The sequence below is a fragment of the Hyalangium sp. genome, from assembly GCF_035629615.1.
Lineage (GTDB): Bacteria > Myxococcota > Myxococcia > Myxococcales > Myxococcaceae > Hyalangium.
In genome coordinates this window covers 1-25945 of record NZ_DASPHO010000637.1, presented here as the reverse complement: position 1 = coordinate 25945, position 25945 = coordinate 1, and the positions used below count along the sequence as shown (strand labels likewise).

The window sequence follows — 25945 nt, the reverse complement described above, 5'->3', positions numbered from 1 at the left end:
TTCAGAAGTTCCCGCCAACGATGAGATGGAGCGACGTAGTACCACCACTGGACGCGCCGGGCGCCACGCTCGGGGCCGCCGCCTTCGCAGGCTCGCTCCGGGTGGGCATCAGGACGAGCCACAACACGCTGCCGCCTGCCGCCGCGGCGCCGCCGGCCAGCAACGCCGTGGAGAGGTTGGCCTTGTCCCGCCCGTCCAGGCGCTCGCGCCGGGTGATGTCCGCGATGCCGTTACCGTCCGCGTCCGGAGCGCGGTCAGCGATCTTCTTGGCCTGCATGCCCACCATGACGCCCGCGCCCATCGCGAGCACCCCCACCACCGCCGTGTAGAGCGCGGGCCGGCCAAAGACGGTCGGCTTCGAGGGGCCCTCCCTCTCCCTCCTCGCCTCCGCCACGACTTCCGAAGGGCCGTCAGGCGCCGGGCCGGAGGACTCCAGGTAGACCTCCACCGTGTTCTTCTCGCCCGGCTTGAGGGTGATCGTCTTCGCGTACGTGGAGAACTCCTCCGCCTCCACGATGAGGTTCACGTCGCCTGGCCCCACGCGGGCCTCGACGTTGCCCACGCCCAGCGTCTTCTCACCCACGCGCACCACCGCCTGAGGCACGTTGACCTTCACCTGGAGGATGGCGCGCTGCCGTGCCAGTCCCCGGATCCGATCTCGCAGCAGCTCCGCGCCCGCCTTCTGGAACTTCGCGTCCCGCGGTGAGCGGCCCGTGAGCACGTCCGTCTCCACCCTGTTGCGGTCGCGATCATACGTCCACAGCCGCAGCGTCCACCCGTCATCCTCCAGCGCCAGGCGCGAGGTGACGAGCAGATCCGCATCGAGCGTGTCGGCGGCCTCCGTCAGGCACGAGGCCTCTCCGCAGCGCAGCGCCGCCGCGTAGCCGTCTGACAGCTTCTCGCGCACCTCCTTCAGCGGGGCGCTCAGCACCCACTGTTCGTTGGTCCGGATGGCGAGGTAGAGCCCTCTGAGCCAGCGGGAAGCCACCGCGGCCCCGGCCCGCTCCGGCGTAGCCAGCCCCAGCAGCACCACGCGCGGCAGCAGCTCCGAGCCCGCCGTGTCGCTGCTCAGGTCCAGGCCGATGGCACCTGGCTGCTCCTCGCCCTCGGCGGGAGTCTCTTGATCGGAGGTGTCGCCACCAGAGAGATCCAGCCCCATGCCGCCCTGATCTTCCTGGGCACGGGCGGACGGGGCAGCCAGCGCGAGCACGAGCGCGAGCAGGGCGGAGAGAGGGACGCCTGAGGTACGCATATCCCCGTTTCTACCCCGCCGCGCCCTTCCAAGGAATTACCCAGAGGAAAGGTTACGCAGTTCGCGAGGCCAGGAACCTCGCCAGGGCCTGGGCCTTGGGGATCAGCGTGTCCACCTCGATGTACTCCTCCACCGTGTGGAAGCCCTTGCCGCGAGGCCCCAGCCCATCAATGGAGGGAATCCCCATACCGGACGAGGTGCTGGCATCCGAGCCTCCTCCAATCAGCGGGGCCTCGGCCGTCCCCAGTCCAGAGGCATGAGCGCAGGTGCCATAGGCCCCCATCAGCGCCGCGGAGGCCTCGGAGCGCTCCAGGGGCTCACGGGACACGCCGCCGGACAGCTCGATGCGCGTACCGGAGATGCCCGAGGCCGCCTGCACTCCCGCCTCGTGGAAGCGCTGCAGCAGCTCCTCCCCCTCCTTGCGCGTGCAGAAGCGCAGGTCCACATCCGCCTCGGCCTGGTCCGGCACCGTGTTCTTCCCCTGCCCTCCCACCACCTTGCCTACATTCACCGTCAACCCACGTGGGTAGTCCGTCAGTTGCTGCACCGCATCAATGAACCGTGCCAGGGCCCAGAGGGCATTGGCTCCCTCCTGGTGGGCATTGCCCGCATGAGCGGCCTTGCCATGCGCCACCGCCTTCACCGCGCCAGTCCCCTTGCGCCGGGTGATGATGGCATCCCCTGCGCGGCCGGACTCGAAGACGAGGCAGGCCTGGGCTCCCCCAATGGCGCTGCGGATGACGCCCGCGCCCTCGGGCGAGCCCACCTCCTCATCCGACACCACCACCAGCCGCAGAGGGGGGAGCACCTCCAACCCCCCCGAGGCGGCCAGCGCCTTGAGCGCCCAGGCGATGACGACGAGCCCTCCCTTCATGTCCAGCACGCCCGGGCCCCGGCGCAGCGCCCCGTCCTTCCGGTAGCCCTCGAACTTGCCGGGAGGGAAGACGGTATCCAGGTGTCCTACCAGCGCCACCGGCGGGAGCCCGTCCCGGCCCCGGGAGCGGAACACCAGGTGGTCCGCATACCGGCGGCTGAACACCACCTCCGCGAACAGCCCCGGCAGCGAGAACACCTCGCGCAGGAGCGCGCCCACCTTCCGGCCCCCCTCGGGGTTCTCCGTGTAGGAGTTCACCTCGACGAGTGCCGCCAGCGCCTCCTCCATCTCCCCCAGCCTGCCTGCCAACCAACCGGCCGCTGCTTCTGCCATCTCACGCATGAGGCCTCCAGCGGCGGGGGCCTACCCCCCGGCCCCTTGGGCATATGCCAGGCGGCCGGGCACGGAAAAGGCCCTGTGTGGTCGCTCCCCCGGCACCCGACACAGGCGCCACTGGCGCCCGGAAGCTTGCCGGGCGCCGCGGCACTCCGCATCCCATCTTTACCAAAGGAGGAAGACGATGGCGGATAAGCTCTGGATCCTGGTGGGCAATGCGAGCCGGATGCGGCTGTTCTCGGCGGATGAGCGGGGCGAGGACTGGCTTCTGCTGGAGGAGTTCCGCCATGACGAGAGTCGGGCGCACAACTCGGATCTCCAGGAGCAACGGGACAACCCCAACGCGGGCACGCTCCACGGCCCCCCTCCCGAGACGGAGCCGGATGGGCGCCGGGAGCTGGAGCATGAGCGGTTCGCCCGGGAGCTGTCCGGGCGCCTGGATCGCGGCGTGGACTCCCATGCCTTCGAGCGATTGATCATCGCCGCGCCCCCCGAGTTCCTCGGCCGGCTGCGAAAGGCGCTCAGCAAGCGAGCCCTCCAGCGCCTGGTGCTGGATCTGGACGCCGACTTCTCCAACGTGCCGGCCCGAGAGCTCCCCGGCCGTGTCCCAGTACTTTAGACGGGGATAGCGGGGAGACTGTGGGGCTCTGCTACGCTCGGGGGCTCCATTGTGGAATCCTGGACGTGGAGTCCCGGACGCATGCCGGGGGCGGCGCTGCAGCCGCCTCCGGGCTTGAGCACCATGAAACTCCCCCTCCTTGGCACTCTCAAGCTACGCGGGCACCTGACGCTCTACTGCAGCCTGATGGCCGCGGTACCGCTGCTCGCCTTTGCTTGGATCGAATCCTCCGAGTTCCACCGGTGGATGAAGCAGCAGGTGCAGGACTCCCTGGATCGGGAGGCGGCGGGCCTCAAGGATCTGGTGGAGGCCACGCTGGTCGAGCGCGAGTCAGATGTCCGGAGCTGGGCGGAGGACCACACCCTGCGAGAGTCGCTCGAGCAGAGCGACTTCACCCGGAGTGACCTGGAGCTTGCCTCCTTCTCCCGCCGCTCGCCGACCTTCAGAGGGCTGGTCCTCTTCAACATGGAAGGACAGGCCGTCTCCGCGAGCCTCCCCGAGCTGCGCGAGGCCTGGCAGGGCCGGGAGCTCCAGGTGCTCAACAGCCCCTGGTTCCGCGCGGCCCAGGAGGAGCAGGTGACGGGCGAGGGGTTCTCCGCCGCGGAGGATCCGGCCTTCCAGGCCCGGGTGCTGCCGCTGGCGCTGCCTGTCTACGGCCTCACCGCGCCCCAGAAGCTCGGCGTGCTGCTGGCGGCCTATGACTGGGAGCGGCTCGGCAAGGTGGTGGAGCCAGCGCTCGCGCGTGCCCGGAAGCGCTCCCAGAACAGCTTCGTCCTCGAGGTGCGGCGACCGGACGGCACGCTGATCTTCGACTCGAAGGGTGGGCCCCCTCGCAGCGGCTCGGGCATGGTGACCGTGGAGGTGCTCAACAGCACCGAGGTCCGGGACGTGGGAGATGGGTGGCGGTTCGTGGCGCGCGTGGATCCAGCGGAGGCGTACCGGGTGCTGGCCAACGCGGACGCGCTGGGGCTGGGGCTGGCGGCCCTCTTCACGGCGCTGGCGGCCGGGGGCTCCTACCTGCTGGCCCGCCGCATCACCCGGCCCCTGCGGGCCCTGAGTGCCATGGTGGGCCGCATCATCCAGCAGGGGGATCTGACGCAGCCCTTGCCGCCCAGCCAGCGGGACGACGAGGTGGGAGATCTCGCGAATGCCTTCGCCCGGATGGTGGACCACCTGCGGGGCACGACGGCGGGCCTTCAGCACGGCATGCGGGTGCTCCAGGCCACCGTGTCCGAGCTCGAGCAGGCCAACCGCCAGCAGGAGCGGAACATCGCTCGCCAGGCCTCCGCGCTCCACCAGACGCAGGTGACGGCGCAGGAGATCAAACAGACGTCCCTGGTGGCCGCGGAGAAAGCGGACGCGGTGCTGAGCGTGGCCGCCCGAGCCGAGGAGGTAGGCCGTGTCGGTGAGGCCGCCATCACCGGCGGCCTGGGAGGCTTCGAGGAGCTGCGCGTCCAGGTGGAGCAGATGGCCCACCGCATCGCCCAGCTCAGCGAGCGCAGCCAGCAGATCGGCGGCATCACCCAGACGGTGAAGGAGCTGGCGGACCAGTCCAACATGCTGGCGCTCAACGCCGCCATCGAGGCGGTGCGCAGTGGCGAGCACGGCAAGGGCTTCTCGGTGGTGGCGCGGGAGATCCGCTCCCTGGCGGACCAGTCCATCCAGGCCACCGAGCGCGTGCGGGACATCCTCGGCGACATCGGTCAGGCCATGCTCTCCGCGGCGAAGATGACGGAGATTGGCTACATGCGGATGGAAGAGGGGCTGGAGCAGGTCCGCGCCAGCGGCGAGAACCTCAAGGAGCTGACCACCATCGTCCAGGACAACTCGTCGGCGGTGAGGCAGATCGCGGCCGCGGTGAGCCAGCAGAACGCGGGCATCTCCCAGATCTTCAGCGCGGTGACGGACCTGTCCGCGATGATGAACGAGACCGTCCTCAGCCTGCAGGCCACCACCAAGGCCACGCACGCGCTGCAGGAAGTCGCCGAGCAGATGCAGCAGGTGGCGCGCAGCTACCGGATATAGAAGGGGCCATGCCGCCGCCGCGCGCGATCATCCTCGATCTGGGCAACGTCCTCGTGTTCCACGACAACGCGCGGCTCTTCCTGCGGCTGGGGCAGCGCGCGGGGCTGCCGCCGCACGAGGTGGCCCAGCGGCTCACGGGCGCGGGCTGGACGGCGGCCAACCGGGGCCTGCTGGACGCGGAGGGCATCCGCCGGGACGTGTGTGGGGCGCTGGGGGTGGAGCTGCCCATGGAGGAGTTCGCCCCGCTGTGGAGCAGCCACTTCACCGTGCACGAGGCGGTGCTGCCTCGCGTGGAGGGGCTGGTCGGGCGGGTGAAGCTGGTGCTGCTGTCCAACACCAACGCGCTCCACGTGGCGTACGTGCGGCCTCAACTGCCGCTGCTCCAGCGCTTCGACGCCTTGTTGATGAGCTGCGAGGTGGGGCACGTGAAGCCGGAGCCCGCCTTCTACCAGCTCGCCCTGGAGCGGGCTGGCTGTGCGCCGCACGAGGCCGCCTTCTTCGACGATCTGCCCGAGTTCGTCGAGGCCGCCAACGCGCTCGGCATCCGCGGCCACCTCTTCACCGATGCGCCTGCCTTCGACACGCAGCTCAAGGCGCTCGGACTGTAGAGCGCTGGGCTACTGGTAGCGCTTCACGGGCGGCTCTTTCAGCGCGGCCTCCGTCCAGGTCTTGAGCGCCGGCAGCTCCAGCACCGCATCGCGGTAGGAGCGGCTCACCGCATCCAGCTCCACCTCATAGGTGACGAACCGGCTGACGACGGGGGCGTAGAAGGCATCCGCGATGGTGAAGTGCCCGAAGAGGAACGGCCCCCCCTGGCCGAAGCGGGTGCGGCATTCGTTCCACAGGGCCTGGATGCGGGCGATGTCCTCGGCCACGCCCGGCGCACGCCCCTTGCCCGGCTTCCGGGCTCGGATGTCCATGGTCATGTTCTGCCGCAGGTTGGAGAAGCCCGAGTGCATCTCCGCTACCACCGAGCGTGCCACCGCGCGCGCCTCTTTGTCCTGCGGCCACAGCCGCGCCTGGGGGAACGTCTCCGCGAGGTATTCGCAGATGGCCAGCGAATCCCAGATGGAGATTGCCCCGTGGCGCAGGGCCGGCAGGCGCCCGCTGGGCGAGTGCTGGGCGATCTTCGCGGCGGTGTCGGGCTCATCCAGCGGCACCATCACCTCGCGGAAGGGCTGCCCGGTGTGGGCCAGCGCGAGGTACGGCCGCAGCGACCAGGAGGAGTAGTTCTTCGAGGCGACAATGAGTGTGAGCTCGGGCGTGAGTTCGGACATGGCTCTACCCTATCGCTGGGGGAGGGGCGTTCAACTCCTACGATGAAGCTGCGCCACGAATGAGCGGACGCGAGCGAAGAGCGTGGCGCGGTGGCGCCTCGCGCGGGGCTCGACACGGAACACCGCCACCGGGAGGTGGATGTTCTTGAGCGCCGCACGTCCCAGCCGCACGGCAGAGGGGAGCAGGTGGCCTTGCACCTCCCGGGCAACGGCCTCGCTGACATAGAGGGAGCCGGGCTGGGCGAGCGCCTCGATTCGCGCCGCCAGATTCACGCCCTCCCCGAAGACATCACCATCCCGGTGCAGCACCGGGCCCAGGTGGGCGCCAATGCGGAGCTCCATGCGCCGCTCGGGAGGAGCCAGCTGGTTGCGCTCCGCCACGGCCTGCTGGAGCGCCAATCCGAAGCGGACGGCGGGCAGCCCGCAATCGAACTCGAGCAGGAAGCCATCCTCCAGCACCTTCACTTCGCGCCCGCCCTGAGGGGGCAGCAGCTCCCGGACGAGTCGGCCGTGCTCCTCGCCCAGCGCCAGCTCCAGGGACTCATCCCCCAGGGTGTGTGCACCGACCACCGCCATCGCCGTGAACATGATGGCGACGACCTGAGGGCTCTCGGGTTCGGGTGACTCCGCCATACAGCCTCCCTCCCCCGCTCCAATGAACCGCTGCTGCTGACCTCCATCAGAGGTGATCATCGCTAACGCAGTGCACAACCCTCGGTGTCCGGGGCTTCACACACGCCGCAGCAACCCATCAGGTGGATGACAAGGCCCCGTCCAAGGCGGCGAGAGGCAGGCATGGTGCACGGCGAAGAGAAGACACGGGACAGGGCCCGCTCACTGCTACCGTTCCACGCGGCGCGGCTTTCCTGCCAGGCCGTTACGGAACCTGGGAGGCGCGCAGCTCCTCCACGAGGCGCCGGGCGCCGTAGACGTGCTCGAGCCCGGTGAGGATCCCCACCCCATTCACGGACACGGTGCGGTTCATCGCCGGCACGTAGGCGTACCGACCCCCGAGCGAGGGCTGGTTTCCGTCGAAGACGAGGCCCACCACGTGCCCGTCCTTGTTCACCATGGGCGAGCCGGAGTTGCCGCCGATGATGTCGTTGGTGGTGGCCATGTCCAGCGGCGTCTCTGGCGGCACCTTGCTCTGCGCAGCCAGCCATGAGTCCGGCAGCTTGAAGGGATCCTTGCCGGTGTGGCGTGCCCACGCGCCGCCGAAGGTGGTGAACGGCGCCACCGTGCGGCCGTTCTGCTCCCAGCCCTTCACCACGCCGTAGTTGAGCCGCAGGGTGAAGGTGGCATCCGGGTAGCCGCTCGTGCCGTACACCGCCAGACGCGCCTGGGCCAGCCGCTCTCCGTTGCGCTTGAGCACCGCCTCCACCATGTCCTCATAGCGCTTGCGCACCACCCGCATCTCGGCGTCCACCTTGCGCGCCAGCACCAGCATCGGATCCTGGGAGGCCTCCACCGCGGCCTTCCCCCCCTCCAGCAGCGCCTGGCGCACCTTCGGGTTGTGAAGCTTCGTGCCCGTCACCAGCGCGCGCGCCAGATCCGCTGGCGCCTCGCGGCCGAGCACCCTCTGGACGAAGGGATCATCCGCGCCCAGCGTCTCCCGCATCCGGTTGAGGCTGAACGTGAGCGTCGCCACCTCCAGCTCCGGGGGAATGGGGGCATCGCGCAACAGCTGCTGGCGCAGCGAGGGGAGCTGGGCCTCCGTGTACTCACGCAGCCGCTCGGAGTTGGGCTTGGGCAGCTCTTCAGCGGCACGCGCCAGGTGGCGCGCGAGGGTGAAGAGCTCGGACATGAAGCCATCCCCCGCCTCCTTCATCCGGTACTCGGGGAGCAGGGGGCGGTACAGCTCGAGCGCCTGGCTCACCTCCTCCCAGGCTCCCACGGTGGAGGCCTTCAGCTTCGAGTGGGCCATCACCCGAGTCCGCAGCTCCGCCTCTGCCTTGCGCTTCTGCGCCAGCAGCGCCGGATCCGCCAGCGCCTGGTGCCGGCCTCGTAGCGCCTTGAGGGCGTTCTCCACCGAGCGCTGGGGCGCGCGGGTAATGCGGAAGCGCTCCGGCGAGCCCTGGGTGAACTCGCGCAGCATGCCGCGCAGCTCCGCCAGGTGCAGCAGGGTGTAGGGCAGCGCCACGTCCCGCTGGAACTCCAGCTCGGCCACGGTGCTCTTGCGCTCGGTGCCACCGGGGTGGCCGGAGACGAAGACGAGCTCTCCCTCCTTCACCCCCTGCTTCGCCCAGGGCAGGTAATGGGGCGTCCTGGCCGGCTGGCCGTTCTCCCACACGCGCAGGAAGGCCACGTCGAAGCCGAAGCGGGGAAAGTTGAAGTTGTCCGGGTCGCCGCCAAAGCTGGCCATGGGGAACTCGGGGGCGAAGGCCAGGCGCACATCCTGGAAGCGGCGGTACTTGTAGAGGTGGTACTTGCCACCGTTGAAGAGCGTCACCACGTCGCAGCGCACATCCGGCCCGGTGGCGCACTCGGCCTCTACCTTCGCCGTCTCCTTCTTCAAGGTGGTGTTGAAGGCCGCGCCGGTGAGCCCCTTCGTCGCCGTGTTCAGCCGCGCGGTGACGTCCGTCATCTCCATGAGCTGGTTGGCCTCCACCTTGGGGCAGCGCAGCTCGTCCTTGGCCTCGGGCGCGAAGAAGCCGGCGGCCAGCAGATCCTTCTGCGGCGAGGCCAGGTCCTCCACACAGCTGCGGATGCAGTGGTGGTTGGTCATCACCAGCCCGGTGGGAGAGACGAAGCTGGCCGAGCACCCGCCCGCGAGCCGGACCGAGCCCAGCCGCACCGAGTCCAGCCACGCCTGCGTCGGAGCGAAGCCATAAGCTCTCTTCACGGCCTCGGAAGGGAAGCCGTCATAGGTCCACATCCCCTCCTCCGCGCGGGCGGGGAGGGCCAGGAGCAGTCCGAGGGCGAGCAGGAGGCGGTCCACGTGTAGGCGTCCTTGCGTGAAATGTGAGGAGGAGCCCGTTCTTTCGTGAGATGGAGCCCACGTCAACAAGCAGCCGGGAAGACAAGGGACTTGAGTCGCGGCCCAAGAGGCCGGAAGGTTCATGGGAATGTCCGTGAAGCACCACATCTATCTGGTCCCCGGCTTCTTTGGCTTCACCAACCTGGGGGATCTGCTCTACTTCGGCCACGTCCGAGACTTCCTGAAGGCGGAGTTCGCCCGGCGGGGAATCGAGGCCGAGGTGGTGGCCATCCTCTCCCACCCCACCGCCTCCATCCGACAGCGGGCCGCGGATCTGCTCAAGGGGGTGCAGGAGACGGCCAGCGCGGACGACGGGCCCCTGCACCTGGTGGGACACTCCACCGGGGGCCTGGACGCGCGGCTCTTCGTCAACCCGGGCGCCTCTCTGCGCGAGGGGCTGGAGCTGGAGCCCTATGCGAGCCGGGTCCGCTCGGTGGTAACAGTGTCCACGCCCCACGCGGGCACGCCCCTGGCGTCCTTCTTCCTGGGGCTCTTCGGGCAACAGATCCTGAAGCTGCTCTCCCTCTTCACCGTGTACGTGCTGCGCTTCGGGCGGCTGCCGCTGACGGTGGCCTTCCGGCTGGGGCACCTGCTGTCTCGGGCAGACAACCAGCTGGGCTGGAAGCAGACGATCCTGGATCAACTCTTCGATCAGCTCCTGGGAGACTTCTCGGCGGATCGGCGCGAGGCCGTCTCGCGCTTCCTGGGGGACGTGGGCAACGACACCTCCCTCATTCCCCAGCTCACGCCCGAGGGGATCGACCTGTTCAACGCCGGGTGCACGGATCGGCCCGGGGTGCGCTACGGCTCGGTGGTGACGCAGGCGCGCCCGCCTTCGTTCCGCACGCGCCTGTCCGTGGGGCTGGATCCGTACGCGCAGCTCACCCACACGGTCTACGCGTTCCTCTACAACCAGACCCACCGGTTGCCGCTGAACCAGACGCCCCTGCACACGGCGGAGCAGACGGCAGCGCTGATCCAGGCCTTTGGAGCACTGCCCGCACCACAGGCGTGTGACGGCATCGTGCCCACGCGCTCACAGGTGCACGGACGGGTGATTGGGGCCGTGCGGGCGGACCACCTGGATGCCATTGGGCACTTCGATCAGCCGACCCACCAGCCGCCGCACGTGGACTGGCTCATCTCCGGCTCGGGCTTCCGGCGGCCTCAGTTCGAGAAGCTGTGGAAGGACGTGGCGGACTTCCTGCTGGAAGAGCCGCGCTGACCGCGACACCCCGAACGGTGTGCACCGCTGCGTCCACCTCGGAGAGGATGCGGCGCGCGTGCTGCAGGAACGCCTCGCCCGTGGGCAGCAGGCGCATGCCGCGGGGGGTCCGCTCGAAGAGCGGCGTGCCGAGTTCTTCCTCGAGCGCGAGGATGTGGCGGCTGAGCGGAGGCTGGGTGAGGTGGAGCCGCAGCGCGGCACGCCCCACGTGACCCTCCTCGGCCACAGCTACGAAGGACTGGATGTGCGTCAGGCTCACGGCGGGAGAGGTTAGCTCAGGGCGGGGAGCGGACTCCATACCGAGACAGCATTGGACGCCGCGGCTGAGCGGGTGCCACCTTGGCTCGCATGGGAATTCCGTTGCTGAAGGGGACCGAGATTGATCGGCTGCGCCTGGCTGGACAGGCAGCAGCCGGGACTCTGGCGTACGTTGCGGCGCGCCTGGCGCCCGGCATCTCCACGGCCGACATCGACGCGTGGGTGCGGGAGGACACGGCCCGGCGCGGCGGCACACCGAGCCAACTGGGCTACCACGGCTTCCCCGCGACGGTGTGCACCAGCCGCAACCACGTGGTCTGCCACGGCATCCCGCACGCGGATGAGCGAATCTCTCCTGGAGACATCATCAACGTAGATGTGACGACGTGCCTGAGCGGGTTCCACGGGGACACTTCGGCCACGTTCCTCATCGGTGAGGTGTCCGCCGAGGCGCGGCATGTGGTGGATGTGGCGCGCCGATGCCGAGACGCTGGCATCGCCGTCGTCCGTCACGGCGCGCGGCTGGGGGACATTGGGGCAGCGATCGAGGAACTGGCGCGCAAAGAGGGCTGTAGCGTGGTGCACGAGTTCGGCGGGCACGGCATCGGCCGCGTTATGCACGGCCCCCCCCACGTGCCCCACGTGGGAAAGCGAGGAACAGGCATCACGCTGCGCTCGGGGATGGTCCTCACCATCGAGCCCATGGTGAACCTCGGCCGCCCGGAGGTGCGGGTGCTGCCGGACAAGTGGACGGTGGTGACGGAGGACGGGAGCCTCTCTGCCCAGTTCGAGCACACCGTCCTGGTCACTCGGGAGGGCTGCGAGGTGCTGACCCTGCAAGATCCTGTCAGAGGAAGCGGCGCTCCCACTTCAGAGCGTCCTCATCTGTAAAGCCACTCCAAGGGGACCGAGGGGCTTGATAGAGCCACGGCTCCAGCACCCGTGCCAGCTCGCGGTATGCGGGGAGGGTGTGCCCATGCTCTACGTCTCCCGCCTCGGGCCACTCCCCCAGCGCCACCGCGGCCCTGCCCGAGCTCAGCTCCTCCACCTGGATTCCTGGGAACTTCAGGCGGGCGCGCAGTCCCGCTGCGCCTTCGAGGCTGTCCAACACGGACGAGCCAAGAAACGTCAGCCAGGAGACGCCCTTGAGACGTGTGCCGAGCCTCATGGGAAGCCTCTCCATGGCAGGCATATCCATGCCTGGATAGCGCAAACACAGGCTCCGCAAGGGATCGGAGACACCGGGCATGTCCTCGATGAAGTAGAAGGAGAGGCCAGCATGGCCCGAGTTGAAGGGCAACTCCGAACCTAGCTCAAGGGCCAGCTTCTTCACCTGCTCAGGGCCGCGGTCCTCCAGGTACTCGGTAGGTAACCAGAACGCCACGGCGCAGGATGAAGCCTCCAATGCCAGGCCGTGATACCTGAACTCGTAGTTCGTGATGAGTTGGGGCGCGCTGCGCAACCAGAGGTGGGCCCCCAACGGGTGAGACATCTTCCGGCGACTGAGCTCCCAGCCATCTTCATTGAGTTCTTGCCAGTCACCCTCTCGATTGGGGTACCAGGAGAGCGCTTGGGGAGCAATGGCTCTGCGGTAGGTCTCCAGCGCGCGCATGACCGCTGGGGCGACTTCCAGATGGGGGCGCCGCATGTAGAAGCAGATGCTGAGGCTCTCCCGGATGCAGGGATGGCGCTCACCCTCAACCTCCCAATAGAAACGGATCCGTGGATAGCGCTCAATCATGGGAGCGCTCCATATCCCGGAGCAGTGCGCTTCGGCTCTATCTTGAACGCTGCTGGTACACGAGATGCGGCCTCGCCCACGAGCCCAAAGCGAGATGGGCTTCCTGCCTCATCTTGCCCTCGCTGCGGCCCAACGCCAAGGCTGCCAACTTCAAGCGCGCGCGGGACAAGCTGGGCCCCATACCTAACCTATCGCCATGCCGCAGGAGAACGGCTCCTTGGTGGACCGTGCAGGACGTGCTGGTGAAGAGGTATGCTGTGTCCATCTCCTGCATATGCCCGCATCCGCGTTCTCCAGCTCCGATCCTGACTGGCCCATCCGGCAGGCCGCTTTCCAGCGGCTCGCGGAGCTGACGCGGCTCCACGGCGCGGTGCTCCCATGGGAGGTGGTGACGCAAGGCTTCTCCTTCCGGGGAGAGCTCCTCTACTTCGCCACGAAGGCCCAAGGCATCTTCCGTCCGCGGCAGATGCGCGGGGGCGCGCTGTCCATCAAGACCATCGTTCCGCGCCAAGGTCGGTTCGCCCGCTACGATGACCTTGCCTCGGAGGACGGAGCCTTCTTCTACCGCTTCAAGGGAGAAGATCCCGAGAACCACTCCAACCAGCTCCTCGCCCAGGCCCTGGCTTTGGAGGCTCCCCTCATCTACTTCTATGGTGTGGACCCCGGCATGTACCGGCCCATCTGGCCGGCCTACGTCTCCCGCTTCGACGCGCGAACCCTCACCTGCGAGGTGGTCGCGGACGAAGCGCTGAGCGTGGAACCTCCCGGCACGGCCCTCCACGATGCGACGGCGGATCGCATCCGGCGCGGCTACATCACGGTCCAGGCCAAGAAACGCCTCCATCAGGAGACCTTCCGGCTTCACGTGCTCCACGCCTACGAGCACCGCTGTGCCATCTGCCGCCTGCCTCGCTCAGAGCTCCTTCAGGGCGCACACATCCTCCCGGACCGGGACGAGCGTGGCGTCCCCGAAGTACCCAATGGGCTTGCGTTGTGCCATCTCCATCACGGCGCGTTCGACGCGGATCTGCTCGGCATCCGCCCGGATGGACACATTGAACTGTCCCGCGAGCTGCGAGAGGCACACGATGGCCCCACGCTGGAGCACGCCCTGAAGTCTTTTGACGGGCGGCCCCTCCACAAGCCGACCCGGCGCGATCAGTGGCCTCGCGAGCAGTTCCTGGAGGAGCGCTACACCCGCTTCCTCCAGCGGGTGGCCTGAGCCCCAACAGTCTCCCACTTCCTGGTGTATCCGGCTGCGTAGCCAGTCAAATCCTGATCTCACCCATAGCGTGGTCTTTGATGTGATGTGACGCAGGAGTGTTAGACGGTCCACCCTGTCAAACTGAAGGCACTGGCGGTGGCGGAGTCAACACTCGGCGAGTCCAGGAAGCGCACCTCGGTGACGACGGAGCCATTCGCGCACGACGTCCAACATGGAGCTGATCTGCCGTCCCCATACACCCGCCCCGTGGTGGTTCTCAGATCTTCCACGACCTCTCGAATTGATCCAGAGACTCAAACTTCACATTCCGGATCTTCGCCCGTTCGAACGCCTTCTTCACGCCTTCCACCACGAACACATACCCGGCGCCTTCCGCGTCCATGAAGAAGTCGGAGCCATCCCACGACGCAGGATTGAAGAAGAGCCCCTTCCACACGGGGAAGATGCCGGCAGGGCGAATCCGCGGCACCTCGATTCCTTGCTCCCACTCGATGTTTCCGCACCGGCCTGTGACAGCGAGGCCGCTATAGCCTGGGCTCAACTGACCCTGCTTGTCCCGGACGGAGACCTCATAGAGAGACCACCCGGTGAACCCGTGTGATCGCAGAAGTTGCACGACAGAATCGGAGACAACGATAGGTTCTCCGTGCGTCGTCCACATCACTTCACCCGGCTTGGCACTCCCCATCGCCCATTCCACTGTGACTGGGTGGGATGGGTGCACTTCAGCACGAGTCAAGCCGCGGACATCCGTCCCTAGGGCCATCTCTCCCCTGAATGGCCTCCTGCTCCCTGCCTCGATAAACCAGAAGAGCTTGTCGAAGCCGGGGAAAACCTTAGTAGTTGACTTGGAATCCATACTCACGTGCCAGCTCTCTTCCGAACTGAAGGATCTGCTCGAACGAGGGAGGGGGCCTCCTGAAAAGGAACTCCCGCCAACGCTGAGTATAGTCGTGTGCCTTCTTGAGGTGGCTGGACCTCTCCCACCATGTACCGAACCTCGGATCGTGGATATTGATCCCCGCCTCTTTGAAATTTTTTTCGAGCGCCCGAGGGAACACATGGTGGGCGTGCGCGTCTTCGGGCATTCTTCCCGTCAGGCGCGCGAGGTTTTCACGGAAGTTGCCTTCCACGAAGGGCTTGAAGCCACCTCCTGCCCCCTTCGCAGTACCGGAGGCCTGAGCCCCGCCGCCCTCACCTGGATCCTTCGTGGACTCCATGAGGACGTAGACGGCCCCAGCGCCTGTCCCCACCGCCGCCGCCGTGGCGCCCACGGGGACCGCCACCTGCTCTATCGCCAAGGCCCCCTCCGCACTGAGGGACAGTACCGGCAGCTTTGTCCCCGCCGTGCCGATGCGCGTGGCTGTACCAGCCGCGCTGCCGTAGAGCATCATCAGGTGCGTGGCCAGCCGGGCGGCCTCCCGAATCTGCTCCTGCACCGGCAGGGCGGAGTAGCGGGCGAAGTAGTCGGGCGAGGACGCAATGAGGGCGGCCACCGCCGACGGCAGTTGCTCAAGCCCCTCGAGGCTTCGAATGGGGTCGTTGACGAAGTGGGCCAGGGCTTGCGCCATCTCCCCCAGCGCATCCCCGCCGCCATCGAGAGCAGCGTTGAACCAGTCCCGCTCCAGGCCCAGCTCTCCCACCATGGCTCCAGGCTGGCTCAGCGAGTCGTCCACGGTATAGAAGACGCCGCCCTTGTCCCGGTAGAAGGCACCCACCTCGAAGGTGCCCACCATGAGCCTGCCTCCGCGCAGCTCCACGCGGCCCTTCCACATGCGTTGGAGGGGCCTTCCCGTGAGGGCGCTGACCAGGTAGCCGTCTGGCCTCATTACCACCAGGAAGCGAAAGGGGCGCAGGCGCTGCAACAGCTCGGCATAAGGCACGTCCTCATCCTGGGTGCGCACCTGACGCAGCACGAAGGCAAGGGAGCGGCCCGGGCCGAAGCTCTGGAGGGTCGTCCCCGTGCGAGCCAGCGCCTCCCACAGCGCTTGCGCATCCTCGGTCTCCAGCTCCTCTCCCGCCTCGTGCCAGGAGTCCTCCTCCAGTCCCGCCGATTGCTGCAGGAGCTGAAAGTCATCCCTCTCCGCCCAGAAGCCACCGCCACCGCCATCCTGGGAGAGGTCGGACGGGACCATTGTGGTCTGGAAGGCAGAGTGTCGGCCCCCGGCACCACTGGTCGCGCAGCCAGCCATCCACGTCAGCGCCACCAACGCGAGCAGCGCTGACACGAGCCGCCTTGCTTCATGACGCTGGAGCGTCCGAGATGGATCGCGGAGGGCCACTAAACCGCTCACAGCCCGGCTCACAACCTCTTCACCGAGTCCAGGAAGCGCACCTCGGTGACGACGGTGCCATCCTCGGCCAGCAGCTGCACGGGCACCCACGCCTCGGCCTTGTCTCCCTTCTGCCGCAGCGCCTCTGCCAGCGTCCCGAACACCTCCGGAGGCGGCTCACACACGGCATACACCGTGCTCCTCCCCTGGGCCCGAAAGTCCGCCTCCACCCGCTTGACGAGCGAGCGATACTCCGTGGGCGGGAACCGCCGCAGGAGCAGCAACCCTCCCGTCAGCTCCGCCAGCGTCATCTGCACGCCGAAGTAGAGCCCCTTCACATGGTTGCGCGTGCGTCGCTTGAGCGGCACGGACAGCCGCACGCGCGTGTCCGTCACCTCCTCCACCCGAATGCCCAGCCCGCTGGCAGAGGGGATGATCTGTGGCAGCGCGGCGCTCAGGAGCACGTTCGCCGCACTGGGAGACAGCTGACGCAGCCGTTCGATGAGGTCCATGGGTTGCACGAGCCTCTCCCTAGGAGTTCCTGGCCCCCCCCGTCAATCCGGCAACCGTCTACAGTGCATCCCCCGGAGGGAACATGGTGCAGCCGGATGCGGACGTCATCATCATCGGCGCGGGCATCGCGGGGCTCACCGCCGCCCGAGCCCTCACCCTGGCGGGCGCCTCCGTCCTGGTGCTCGAAGCCCGTGAGCGTGTCGGGGGGCGCACCCTGAGCCAGCCGGTGGGTGGGGATGTGGTGGACCTCGGAGGGCAGTGGGTAGGGCCCCACCAGCACCACGCCTTGCGAATGGTCGAGGCGCTGGGCCTGAGACGCTTCCCCCAGTTCCACCACGGCACCAAGGTGCTAGAGCTCCGCGGCGAGCGCCGGACGTACCGGGGCAAGGTGCCGGCACTGCCGCTGCTGAGCCTGCTGGACTTGCAGCGCAACATCTGGCGGCTGGACAGGCTCGCCCGCCGTGTGCCACGCGATCGCCCCCACACTGCACCCAAGGCCGCCGAGTGGGACGCGCTCACCCTCGAGGCCTGGAAGCAGCGCCACGTCCCCAGCTGGGGCGCCCGGGCGGCGCTGGACGTCGCCACCCGCGCCATCTTCGGGGCCGAGCCCAGCGAGCTGTCCTTCCTCCACTTCCTCTTCTACATCCACTCCAATGGCGGGCTGATGCCGCTGGCCGAGATAGAGAACGGCGCCCAGGCCGAACGAATTGAGGGCGGCGCACAAGGCATCGCCCTGCGCCTGGCTGAGCCCCTGGGCGCCCGCGTGGTGCTCTCCGCGCCCGTGCGCGCGGTGCTCCAGGAGGCGCAGGGCGTGGTGGTGCACGGTGAGGGGAGGAGCTGGCGCGGCCGGTATGCGGTGGTCGCGGTGCCGCCCGCGCTCGCCGAGCGGATGGACTTCGGGGCGGAGCTCCCCACCGCTCGCCGCCGCGCCCACGCGGAGCTGCCCATGGGCAGTGTCATCAAGGGGGTGGCCACCTATTCCCGGCCCTTCTGGCGCGAGGCCGGCTTGTCGGGCGAGGCCGTGAGTGATGGAGGGCCGGTGCGACTGTGCTTCGATGACACGGGGCAGAACGGGCACCACCCGGCCCTGGTGGGCTTCTTCCTGGGAGACACGGCGCGCGCCTGGACAGGACGCCCTGCCGAGGAACGCCGCCGCGCAGCGCTGGAGTGCTTCGCGCGCTTCTTCGGCCCCCAGGCCCTCGAGCCCACCGCCTACGCGGATCTGGACTGGATTGCCGAGCCTTGGAGCACCGGTTGCTACGTAGGCCTGCCTCGGCCCGGCACCCTCACGGCCATTGGCGATGCACTGCGGACTCCCTGCGGCCGGGTGCACTGGGCGGGGACGGAGACAGCGGTAGAGGGCTGTGGCTACATCGACGGGGCCGTGGAGTCCGGCGAGCGTGCCGCGAAAGAGCTCACCGCCCGGCTGCTGGACCTCCAGCGCTAGGGTGCTCGCGCTCCTGGGGATCTTCCAGGTGGAGCCTCTGCGGGATGCGCCGCTGGGAGCCTCGCTGTAATCTCCTGTCATGCCTTCGCTCGAGCAGCTCCGCTTCGACAACTCGTATGCTCACCTGCCTGCCGGGTTCAGCGTGCGTGTGCCTCCCCAGCCGCTCGAGGACGCGCGCCTGGTGAGCGTCAGTCCGGAGGCGCTCCGCCTGCTTGAGATCGACGCCTCCGAGGTCCAGCGCCCCGAGTTCGTGGAGGCCTTTGGCGGGGTGCGGCCCCTGCCCGGAATGGAGCCGGTCGCGGCCGTCTACGCCGGTCACCAGTTCGGGGTGTACGTGCCCCGGCTGGGGGATGGGCGCGCCCTGCTGCTGGGCGAGCTGCAGACCTCCACGGGCGAGCGGTGGGAGCTGAACCTGAAGGGCTCGGGCCTCACGCCCTTCTCGCGCAGGGGGGACGGACGCGCGGTCCTGCGCTCCACCATCCGCGAGTACCTGTGCAGCGAGGCCATGCATGGGCTGGGCATCCCCACCACGCGCGCCCTCTGCATCATCGCCGGGAGCGAGAAGGTGTACCGCGAGGAGGTGGAGACGGGCGCCATGCTGATCCGGCTGGCACCCTCCCACGTGCGCTTCGGCACCTTCGAGTACTTCCATCACACCAAGCAGCGCGAGCACGTCGCGACGCTGGCGGACTACGTGCTCGCGCGGCACTTCCCGCACCTGGAGGGTACGAAGGACCGGCATGCGCGCTTCTTCGCGGAGGTGGTGGAGCGCACCGCGCAGCTCGTCGCGCAGTGGCAGGCAGTGGGCTTCGCGCATGGCGTGCTCAACACGGACAACATGTCCATCCTCGGGCTCACCCTGGACTACGGGCCCTTCGGCTTCCTGGATGACTTCGAGCCGGGCTTCATCTGCAACCACTCGGATGACTTCGGGCGGTACGCCTTCAACAAGCAGCCGCGGATCGCCGTATGGAACCTGGCCCGTCTGGCCGAGGCGCTCGCCACGCTCATCCCCCAGGAAGAGGCGGAGGCTGCGCTCCAAGCCTTTGCTCCCAGCTTCAGCACCCACTTCCTGGCGCGGATGCGAGAGAAGCTCGGCCTGCGTGAGGCTCGCGCCGGGGACCTGGAGCTCCTCGAGACGCTCCTCGCCCGGATGACCGAGGCCCGGGTGGACTACACGCGCTTCTTCCGCAGGCTGGGGCGCTTCGACTCCTCCACCGAGGCCCGCAACGAGCCGCTTCGGGACTTGTTCCTGGACACGGCGGCCTTCGACGCGTGGGCAGCGGCCTACCGCACGCGGCTGCTCTCCGAGGGCAGCGAGGATGCCGAGCGCTGCACTCGCATGGAGCGCGCCAATCCCAAGTACGTGCTGCGCAACTACCTGGCCCAGACAGCCATCACCCGCGCGCAGGAGGGCGACTTCAGCGAGGTGGAGCGGCTGCGAGCAGTGCTCTCCCATCCCTTTGATGAGCAGCCCGAGCACGAGGCGCTGGCGGCTCCCCCGCCCGCCTGGGGCAAGCACCTGGCGGTCAGCTGCAGCTCCTGAGTGCCCTCCGAGCGGGCAGGCGCAGGGACACCGCGACTCTCCTGAGAGATGGCTGGCTCCACGGTACGGCCGTGTCCACCTCTCCCCCGGAGGCTCTGTTCCCATGTTGGAGCCGCAGGTGGACAAGGTCTCGGATCTCTCGCGGCTGCCCCTGCGCGGCAAAGAGGGCGCCTTTCATGTCGTCGTCGAGTCCCCCCGCGGCTCCACGGTGAAGCTGAAGTACGAGCCAGAGCTGCGGGCCTTCACCATCAGCCGGCCGCTGACGCGGGGGCTGCGCTACCCCTTCGACTGGGGCTTCATCCCCAGCACCCAGGGGCCGGACGGCGATCCGATGGATGCCATGGTGTACTGGGACGTGGCCACCTGGCCCGGGGTGGTGCTGCCGTGCCGCGCGCTCGGCGTCCTCCAGGTGGATCAGAAGAAGAAGAAGGGCAAGGGCCGCGAGCGCAACGACAGGCTCCTCATGGTGCCCGTGTCCGCAGCACGGGCCGAGCACCTGCGCAGCCACCAGGATCTGTCCCGCCGGGAGCGCGAGGAGCTGGAGCACTTCTTCCTCACCGTGGTGGCCTTCGCGAACAAGGACGCCCGTGTCCTGGGATGGAAGGGAGCGGCGGTGGCCGAGAAGCTGCTCGAAGTGCATGCGGTGGGGTGAGCTGCCAGGGCTCACCCCACGAGCTTGAAGCCGCCCCTGCTCAGTTCTCCTGGAACGGAGCCTCCTGAGGCTGAGCCCCTGGCGTGGACTCGCCACTCTCGGGCGCAGCGGGAATGGCCGGCCGTACGGACGTGGTCACCTCGATGCGCGTCGCGGTCGGCTCACCGCCCTGGTCATGGAAGGACGCACGCACCTGGCTGCCCTCTTCGATGTCCGCGGCGCGCGCCTGACGGCCATCCACGAGGATGACGGTCCCGGGCTGCACCTGGAGCCGCCGTTGTGGCTCGCCACGGCTGCTCACCAGCAGCTCCCGATCGTTGACCGTGAGCACCTCGCCGACGATGACCTGCTCACCCTGCGCCTGGGTCGAGGGGGCCGGAGCCTGAACCGCGGGCGGCGACGCCCCTGCCTGCGGCTGGGCTGGCTGCGCCAGCTCGCTCTGCTGCTGCCGTTGAGCATCCAGCGCGTTCTGCTGAGACTGGGTCACCGCCTGCTGGGCCGCCTGCGTCTGCTGCTGGGCCTGCTGCTGGGCCGTCTGCGCCTCCTGGGCCTCCGTCCGAGCCCGCCCTTGGGCCTCCGCCAGGCTCTTCTGGGCCTCCTGCACGTCCCGCTGAGCCTGGGCGGCATCCCGCTGCTCAGCGCTGGCCTTCCCTTGAGCCTCCTCAGCCTGATCGAACGCCTGCTCGGACTGCTTCTGGGCCTGCTCCACGCTCTGAGCCGCGGAGGCCTGCTCCCCCTCTCGCGGCTCTCCAACGGGTCGGCCCTCCTTGCACCCCGCCGTGAGGAGCAAGGCGGCCAGCCCGGCCAACAACCCTCCTGTTCCGACTCTCATGTTCTCTCCTGTCATCAGGTGGACAGGGCAAAGATGGAGCCTGGGCTTCGAGCGCCAACCCGAGCCGGGCAGGTACCCTCGGCCCGCTCTGCTGGCTGTCCCCCGAGAAGGCGCTACCTTCACGCCTGGTTCAGCGGTATGGCGCGAGAGCCATGCACGTCTGCGGCCTCGACTTCGGAACGAGCAACACAGCGGCGGCCCTGCCAGACGGCCGGGTGCTGCCCATCGCGCTGGGAACGCCCGAGCCTCGCCTCTTCCGCTCGGTGCTCTTCTTCCCGGAGGACGAGCGCACCACGTACACAGGCGAGGAGGCCATCACCCGGTACCTGGAGGACAACGCCGGGCGCTTCATCCAGTCGGTGAAGTCCTTCCTGCACAGCCGCTCCTTCCGCGCCACGCAGGTGCACAGCCGCACGTGGACCATCGAGGAGCTGGTGGCGGTCCTGCTGCGACGGGTGCGCGAGGCAGCAGGTGCGCACCTGGGGAGCCCGCCCGAGGCGGTCATGCTGGGGCGCCCGGCCCTCTTCTCTCCGGAGCCCGAGGCGGACGCGCTGGCCGAGCAGCGGCTGCGCAAGGCGGCGGAGCTGGCCGGCTTCACCCGCATCCAGTTCCTCATCGAGCCCATCGCCGCGGCGCTCGCCTACGAGGCGCAGCTCTCACGCGACGAGCTGGTGCTGGTGGCGGACTTCGGCGCGGGTACCACGGACCTGACGCTGATGAAGCTGGGGCCCTCTCGCCGGGGGCGGCTGGATCGGCGGCCGGATGTGGTGGGCTCCACGGGCGTTCGGATCGGCGGTGACAAGTTCGACGCGGAGATCATGCGCCACAAGCTGCTGCCCTGGTTCGGCGCAGGCACCACCTACAAAGTGCGCGGCTTTACGGACAAGCGACTGCCCGTGCCGCAGCATGTGATGGCGAAGCTGCTGTCCTGGCACGAGATGTCCTTCATCCGGGAGAAGTCCACGCAGGAGCTGCTGGGGCTGATGCTGGAGTCCAGCGACAAGCCGGAGACGGCGGAGGCGCTGTACGACCTGGTGATGGAGAACCTGGGCTACCGGCTCTTCCGGGCCATCGAGGCGGCGAAGGTGCGGCTCTCGCGGGAAGAGGAGGCCACGGTGGACTTCGAGGAGGCGCGCATCCAGGTGCACGAGCGCATCACCCGCGCGGAATTCGACGCCTTCTGCCAGCCGTTGCTCACCGAGCTGGAGCAAGTGACTCAGGGGTTGCTGGATCGGTGCGCGGGGGCGGGAGAGATCGACGCGGTGTTCCTCACGGGCGGCTCCTCGCAGATTCCCGCGGTGCGGAAGCTCTACGCGGATCGCTTTGGCGAGGAGCGCGTGCGCACAGCGGACGCCTTCACCTCGGTGGCCGAGGGCCTCGGCCGGGCCTCCGCCGAGCTCCAGTCGCTGGAGCCGACCGGCGCCTGAGCTACGGCCCCACGTCCAACGTGCGCGACAGCCAGTCCACACCGCCACGTCCATCCCGGGCCACCACGTAGATCGTCACGCGCTGGGCCGTGCCAGGCGTGAGGTACGTGATCGTGGGCTCGCCCGGCTTGCCATCCACCGGCTCCAGCGAGCGCAGCTGCTTCACCTCGCCCTCGCCGGTGGCGTACCAGCTGTAGAAGACTTGCTCCGTCCGAGGCCCTTCCTCCGTCTCGTACCGCTCCAGGCTTCCCTCGGCGAGCTTGGGCCGGAGCACCAGCTCGGTGCTCAGCGCCAGCGGGCCTGCGAGTGGCGCGTCGTCCAGGAGGATGTCCTCCATGCGCGGATTCTGGTTGGGCGTGGCGGTGAGCCGCAGCGTCAACCGGCGCACGCCCAGCTCTTCACCCTCGGGAGTGTCCGTGCCATCGCTGGCCTTGTAGCCGATGAAGAGCGGCACGCCCTTCTCCAGCACGGCACGCGTCTGCGGATCATTGAAGTCGAGGGGCGCTCCGCCGCCACCCGCGTCCGCCGTCTCCTGCAAGATCTGCTGCACATCTGGATCCTGCAGTGACAGCTCACCCTGCGGCAGCGAGGCGCCATCCTTGCCCGGACACTCCAGCTCACTGCTGTAGGCATTGCCCGGCCGGCACAGCGCGAGCGCCACGTCTGGAGTCCGGTCATCCGGGGCCACTGCCAGCGCGGTGAACACGGTGGGGGGCGGCAGCGCGGGGGCATCCGGGTTCAGCGTCAGCTCGGCGGGCTCGGCCTTGATGGCCAGCACCCGGACCCGGCGGATCTCTTGCTGCAGCTCGAATGCCGGACCGCACGCGGCCACCGCCAGGCTCAGGCAGAGAAGAACGGGCGCGCGCATGTCAGAAGCTCCCCTTGGCGCCGAGGATCGGCAGGAGGGGCAGGCCCTCGAGGAACGCCGACTCGGAGTAGTTGTAGTTGTAGAGGATGCCTTCCTTCGCCGGGTTGTTGTAGGCGTTGGTCAGGTCCACGTACACGTTCAGGTTCCACTGGTCGAAGATGAAGTTCTTGTCGATGCGGACATCCAGCTGATGGAAGTTGGGCAGCCGCTGCGAGTTCACCCCCCCGAAGACGGGGACGAAGACATCCGTGGAGTCATCTCGCCGCGCTCCGACGATGGGCGTGAGCGGGTTGCCGGAGGAGAAGCGGAAGCGCGCTCCCACCTCCCACCCGGCCGGCAGCTTGTAGCTGGCGATGGCCGTCAGCACGTGCGTCTGATCGCTGTCGAACAGACGCTCAGGCCCCTCTGGCGTGTCGCGCCGCTGGCTGCGGCTGAAGGTGTACGCCACCCACCCGAAGAGGCGCTCGGTGAGGACGCGCCGGGCCAGCAGCTCGAAGCCGTAGATGCGGCCGGTGCCGACATTGTTCAGCCGCTCGGGCACCAGCTGCCCGCCCCGCTCCACCAGCCTGTCCGAGCTGACGATGAGGCGGTGCAAGTCATTGTAGAAGAGCTCGCCGCTGATGAAGTACTCGGGCGTCGGCTGCCACTCGGTGCCCACGCCGTACTGGAAGGAGCGCTTGGCCTTCAGCTCCGGGTTGCCAAACGCGGTGCTGGGCTCTTCCTGGAGCGGGGGACCGTGGTAGAGGCCCGCGCCGCCCTTGAGCGTCACCGTGTCCGTCAGCGCGTAGCGCACCGCCAGCCGCGGGTTGAGTGAGCGCTTGTTCACCCTCTGCTCCTCGAAGAGGTAGCTCTCGCTGCGCACGCCCGGCACCAGCAGCAGGCCCTCGAGCGGGCGCCAGCGCGCCTCGGCCCACACCGCCGGGAAGTATTGGTAGTAGGCGCCGTCCGAGGTGAGGATCTCATCCGTGACTCCCGGCCCCACCGGCTCACCCTCGCGGGGTGGCGCCTGGACACGCGCCTTCACGTGGGCGTTGGCGTACTGGATGTCCAGACCGCCCGCCAGGGTGAGCGCCTCGCTCAGGCTGTACTCGGCGGTGGAGCGCAGATCCAGGTCCAGCGAGGCAATGCGCAGGAAGCGGTCGCCCAGGGTGAACTCGATGAGGGTGTTGCCCACCAGGCCCTGGCTGTCCACGGTGAGCGCCCCGCCCTTGTACTGGTGGCCGAGCCGCAGCTGGTTGAAGCCGGTGGTGATCTTGAAGTCGCCGTTGATGCTGGGATCCTGGTCCGCGGGCCGGTCGAACAGCAGCCCCAGCGTGTCATTGGAGGTGAGCGCCTGCAGGGTGAAGGTGTGCTGCTTGCGGGGCGTCCAGTGCAGCTTCACCTGGGCGTCGTAGTAGCGCGGGGCCACCTGGATGGAGGGGCCCTCCTCATTCTCGGGGACGAGCTTGAGCACCAGGTCGATGTAGGAGCGCCGGCCGGCCACGGCGATGCCCAGGTTGTCGGTGATGGGGCCCTCGAGCACGGCGTTGGACTCGAGGAGGCTGACGCTCGCGGTGCCGTGGAAGCGATCCATCTTCGGGGCGCGGCTGCGCACGTTGATGACGCCGCCGGTGATGTTGCCGAAGTAGGAGGAGAAGTTGCCGGGCAGGTAGTCCAGCGAGTCCAGCAGCTCCGAGTTGTACACGGAGGTGAGCCCACCGAAGTGGTACAGCAGGGGAATCCGCTGCCCGTCCAGGAAGACGCCCGAGTCCTGCGGGCTGGTGCCACGGATGACGAGCTGGCCGCCGTTGAAGGCGGGCCGCGCCACGCCGGGCAGGTTCTGCACCACCTTCAGCGTGTCTCCCTGGGTGCCCGGCACCTTCTGGATCTCGGCCAACTGGAGCGTGGTGCGAGTGACTTCCTTGCGCTCCCGCTCGCTGCGCACCACCGTCTCGTACTGGCTGAAGATGCGCTTCTGCACGTAGTACGTCGCCTGCGTCTCCTGGCCCTCGGCGAGGGTCTCCCGGGTGCGGAACCGGTCGTACCCGCTGAGGACGACGAGCACCTCGTGGTTTCCCAGGGGGACGCCTCGGAAGGAGAAGCGGCCCTCTTCATTCGTGCTGGTGGTGAGCTGCAGCTCCGGCAGGGCCACCTCGGCGCCGATCAGCGGGCGGCGAGTCCCCCGCTCCAAGGCGCGGCCGCTGAAGTTCACAGGAGGCTCGGGAGCCTGGCCTGGCTCGGTACCCTCGGCTGGCGGAGGGGCACGCCAGACGAACTGGTACGAGTACTCGATGCGGACCGGAGCGGGGACGGTGTCCACCTCGGCGGGCTCGAACTCGAACTGGCGCACGGCGGCCACAGCCGCCTCGTCGAAGCCTTGGCCCGCGGACTGCGTCACCTGAACCTCCGTGACGGCACCCGTCTCGGAGATGTCGATGAGCATGATCACCGTGCCCTCGAGCTGCTGCGCGAGGGCCTCGGGTGGGTACTGTGCCTCCACCTGGCGCTTGAGGACGGGAGCCTTGGTGAGCACCCCGGTGGGGGTGCCGGCATCAGGAGAAGGCGTTCCGGCGTCCGGGGCCTGAGCCAGGGCCCCGGT

General features: G+C 68.5%; 22 protein-coding genes and 1 pseudogene. 10 read left to right on the top strand and 13 right to left on the bottom strand.

The features are described from left to right. Position 1: 1 nt before the first annotated feature. Entirely contained in the window at positions 2-1252 is a 1251-nt protein-coding gene (locus VD972_RS32645) for a PEGA domain-containing protein (protein WP_324992701.1), read from the bottom strand. A 52-nt stretch (positions 1253-1304) separates the two neighbouring features. After that, complete coding sequence (locus tag VD972_RS32640; protein WP_324992700.1) at positions 1305-2468, bottom strand: M20 family metallopeptidase; 1164 nt, start codon at positions 2466-2468, stop codon at positions 1305-1307. 178 nt (positions 2469-2646) lie between these two features. Between VD972_RS32640 and VD972_RS32635 the strand changes: the two genes are divergently transcribed. From VD972_RS32635 to VD972_RS32625, 3 genes are all read left to right on the top strand, one after another. Next, on the top strand, positions 2647-3081 hold the full coding sequence (locus VD972_RS32635; protein WP_324992699.1) for a host attachment protein: 435 nt from the start codon (positions 2647-2649) through the stop codon (positions 3079-3081). A 123-nt stretch (positions 3082-3204) separates the two neighbouring features. Then, on the top strand, positions 3205-5106 hold the full coding sequence (locus VD972_RS32630; RefSeq protein ID WP_324992698.1) for a methyl-accepting chemotaxis protein: 1902 nt from the start codon (positions 3205-3207) through the stop codon (positions 5104-5106). An 8-nt stretch (positions 5107-5114) separates the two neighbouring features. Continuing rightward, positions 5115-5714, top strand: coding sequence for an HAD family phosphatase (locus VD972_RS32625; RefSeq protein WP_324992697.1), 600 nt, complete (start codon positions 5115-5117; stop codon positions 5712-5714). A gap of 9 nt (positions 5715-5723) precedes the next feature. Here the strand turns inward: VD972_RS32625 and VD972_RS32620 are convergent, their stop codons facing one another. The 3 genes from VD972_RS32620 to VD972_RS32610 all read right to left on the bottom strand — a co-directional run bounded on the left by VD972_RS32620 (position 5724) and on the right by VD972_RS32610 (position 9321). Beyond that, a complete protein-coding gene (locus tag VD972_RS32620; RefSeq protein ID WP_324992696.1) occupies positions 5724-6383 on the bottom strand; it encodes a glutathione S-transferase family protein in 660 nt (219 codons plus the stop codon). 30 nt (positions 6384-6413) lie between these two features. After that, the gene (locus tag VD972_RS32615; protein ID WP_324992695.1) at positions 6414-7016 is read right to left on the bottom strand and encodes an adenylate/guanylate cyclase domain-containing protein; all 603 of its coding nucleotides are present in this window, start codon (positions 7014-7016) and stop codon (positions 6414-6416) included. Between the two features lie 244 nt (positions 7017-7260). Continuing rightward, positions 7261-9321, bottom strand: a complete 2061-nt coding sequence (locus tag VD972_RS32610) for a S46 family peptidase (RefSeq protein WP_324992694.1) — start codon at positions 9319-9321, stop codon at positions 7261-7263. 127 nt (positions 9322-9448) lie between these two features. Here VD972_RS32610 and VD972_RS32605 point away from each other — a divergent pair, with 127 nt between their 5' ends. Then, complete coding sequence (locus VD972_RS32605; protein ID WP_324992722.1) at positions 9449-10585, top strand: triacylglycerol lipase; 1137 nt, start codon at positions 9449-9451, stop codon at positions 10583-10585. A gap of 1 nt (position 10586) precedes the next feature. On the opposite strand, the pseudogene VD972_RS32600 reads toward VD972_RS32605, so the two are convergent. Further along, positions 10587-10844, bottom strand: a pseudogene (locus tag VD972_RS32600) (LysR family transcriptional regulator); the annotation flags it as partial. 89 nt (positions 10845-10933) lie between these two features. Here VD972_RS32600 and map point away from each other — a divergent pair. Beyond that, entirely contained in the window at positions 10934-11734 is an 801-nt protein-coding gene (map, locus tag VD972_RS32595; protein WP_324992693.1) for a type I methionyl aminopeptidase, read from the top strand. Here map and VD972_RS32590 read toward each other — a convergent pair. Further along, a complete protein-coding gene (locus tag VD972_RS32590; protein WP_324992692.1) occupies positions 11691-12584 on the bottom strand; it encodes a DUF3396 domain-containing protein in 894 nt (297 codons plus the stop codon). The two genes, map and VD972_RS32590, sit on opposite strands and share 44 nt — an antisense overlap. Positions 12585-12858: 274 nt before the next feature. Here VD972_RS32590 and VD972_RS32585 point away from each other — a divergent pair, with 274 nt between their 5' ends. Further along, positions 12859-13806, top strand: coding sequence for an HNH endonuclease (locus tag VD972_RS32585; protein WP_324992691.1), 948 nt, complete (start codon positions 12859-12861; stop codon positions 13804-13806). Positions 13807-14065: 259 nt separating this feature from the next. On the opposite strand, the gene VD972_RS32580 is transcribed toward VD972_RS32585, so the two are convergent. The 3 genes from VD972_RS32580 to VD972_RS32570 form a co-directional block, all read right to left on the bottom strand. Further along, positions 14066-14668 (bottom strand): hypothetical protein, encoded by a 603-nt coding sequence (locus tag VD972_RS32580; protein WP_324992690.1) that lies wholly within the window; start codon positions 14666-14668, stop codon positions 14066-14068. After that, positions 14646-15944, bottom strand: coding sequence for a hypothetical protein (locus VD972_RS32575; RefSeq protein ID WP_324992689.1), 1299 nt, complete (start codon positions 15942-15944; stop codon positions 14646-14648). The genes VD972_RS32580 and VD972_RS32575 overlap by 23 nt, the downstream gene beginning before the upstream one ends. Before the next feature lie 167 nt (positions 15945-16111). Beyond that, positions 16112-16594, bottom strand: a complete 483-nt coding sequence (locus tag VD972_RS32570) for a DUF4442 domain-containing protein (protein WP_324992688.1) — start codon at positions 16592-16594, stop codon at positions 16112-16114. An 83-nt stretch (positions 16595-16677) separates the two neighbouring features. Between VD972_RS32570 and VD972_RS32565 the strand changes: the two genes are divergently transcribed. From VD972_RS32565 to VD972_RS32555, 3 genes are all read left to right on the top strand, one after another. Next, complete coding sequence (locus VD972_RS32565) at positions 16678-18042, top strand: flavin monoamine oxidase family protein (protein WP_324992687.1); 1365 nt, start codon at positions 16678-16680, stop codon at positions 18040-18042. A 79-nt stretch (positions 18043-18121) separates the two neighbouring features. Continuing rightward, entirely contained in the window at positions 18122-19588 is a 1467-nt protein-coding gene (locus tag VD972_RS32560) for a protein adenylyltransferase SelO (protein ID WP_324992686.1), read from the top strand. Positions 19589-19691: 103 nt separating this feature from the next. After that, on the top strand, positions 19692-20240 hold the full coding sequence (locus tag VD972_RS32555) for an inorganic diphosphatase (protein ID WP_324992685.1): 549 nt from the start codon (positions 19692-19694) through the stop codon (positions 20238-20240). A 40-nt stretch (positions 20241-20280) separates the two neighbouring features. Here the strand turns inward: VD972_RS32555 and VD972_RS32550 are convergent, their stop codons facing one another. Continuing rightward, the gene (locus tag VD972_RS32550) at positions 20281-21072 is read right to left on the bottom strand and encodes a hypothetical protein (protein WP_324992684.1); all 792 of its coding nucleotides are present in this window, start codon (positions 21070-21072) and stop codon (positions 20281-20283) included. Positions 21073-21224: 152 nt separating this feature from the next. On the opposite strand from VD972_RS32550, the gene VD972_RS32545 reads away from it, so the two are divergent. Further along, complete coding sequence (locus VD972_RS32545) at positions 21225-22499, top strand: Hsp70 family protein (protein WP_324992683.1); 1275 nt, start codon at positions 21225-21227, stop codon at positions 22497-22499. A 1-nt stretch (position 22500) separates the two neighbouring features. Here VD972_RS32545 and VD972_RS32540 read toward each other — a convergent pair whose 3' ends face one another. Then, positions 22501-23367: a hypothetical protein gene (locus VD972_RS32540; protein WP_324992682.1), complete on the bottom strand. Its 867-nt coding sequence runs from the start codon at positions 23365-23367 to the stop codon at positions 22501-22503. A gap of 1 nt (position 23368) precedes the next feature. Beyond that, positions 23369-25945 (bottom strand): TonB-dependent receptor domain-containing protein (locus VD972_RS32535; RefSeq protein ID WP_324992681.1); only part of this gene is annotated, 2577 nt, incomplete at its 5' end.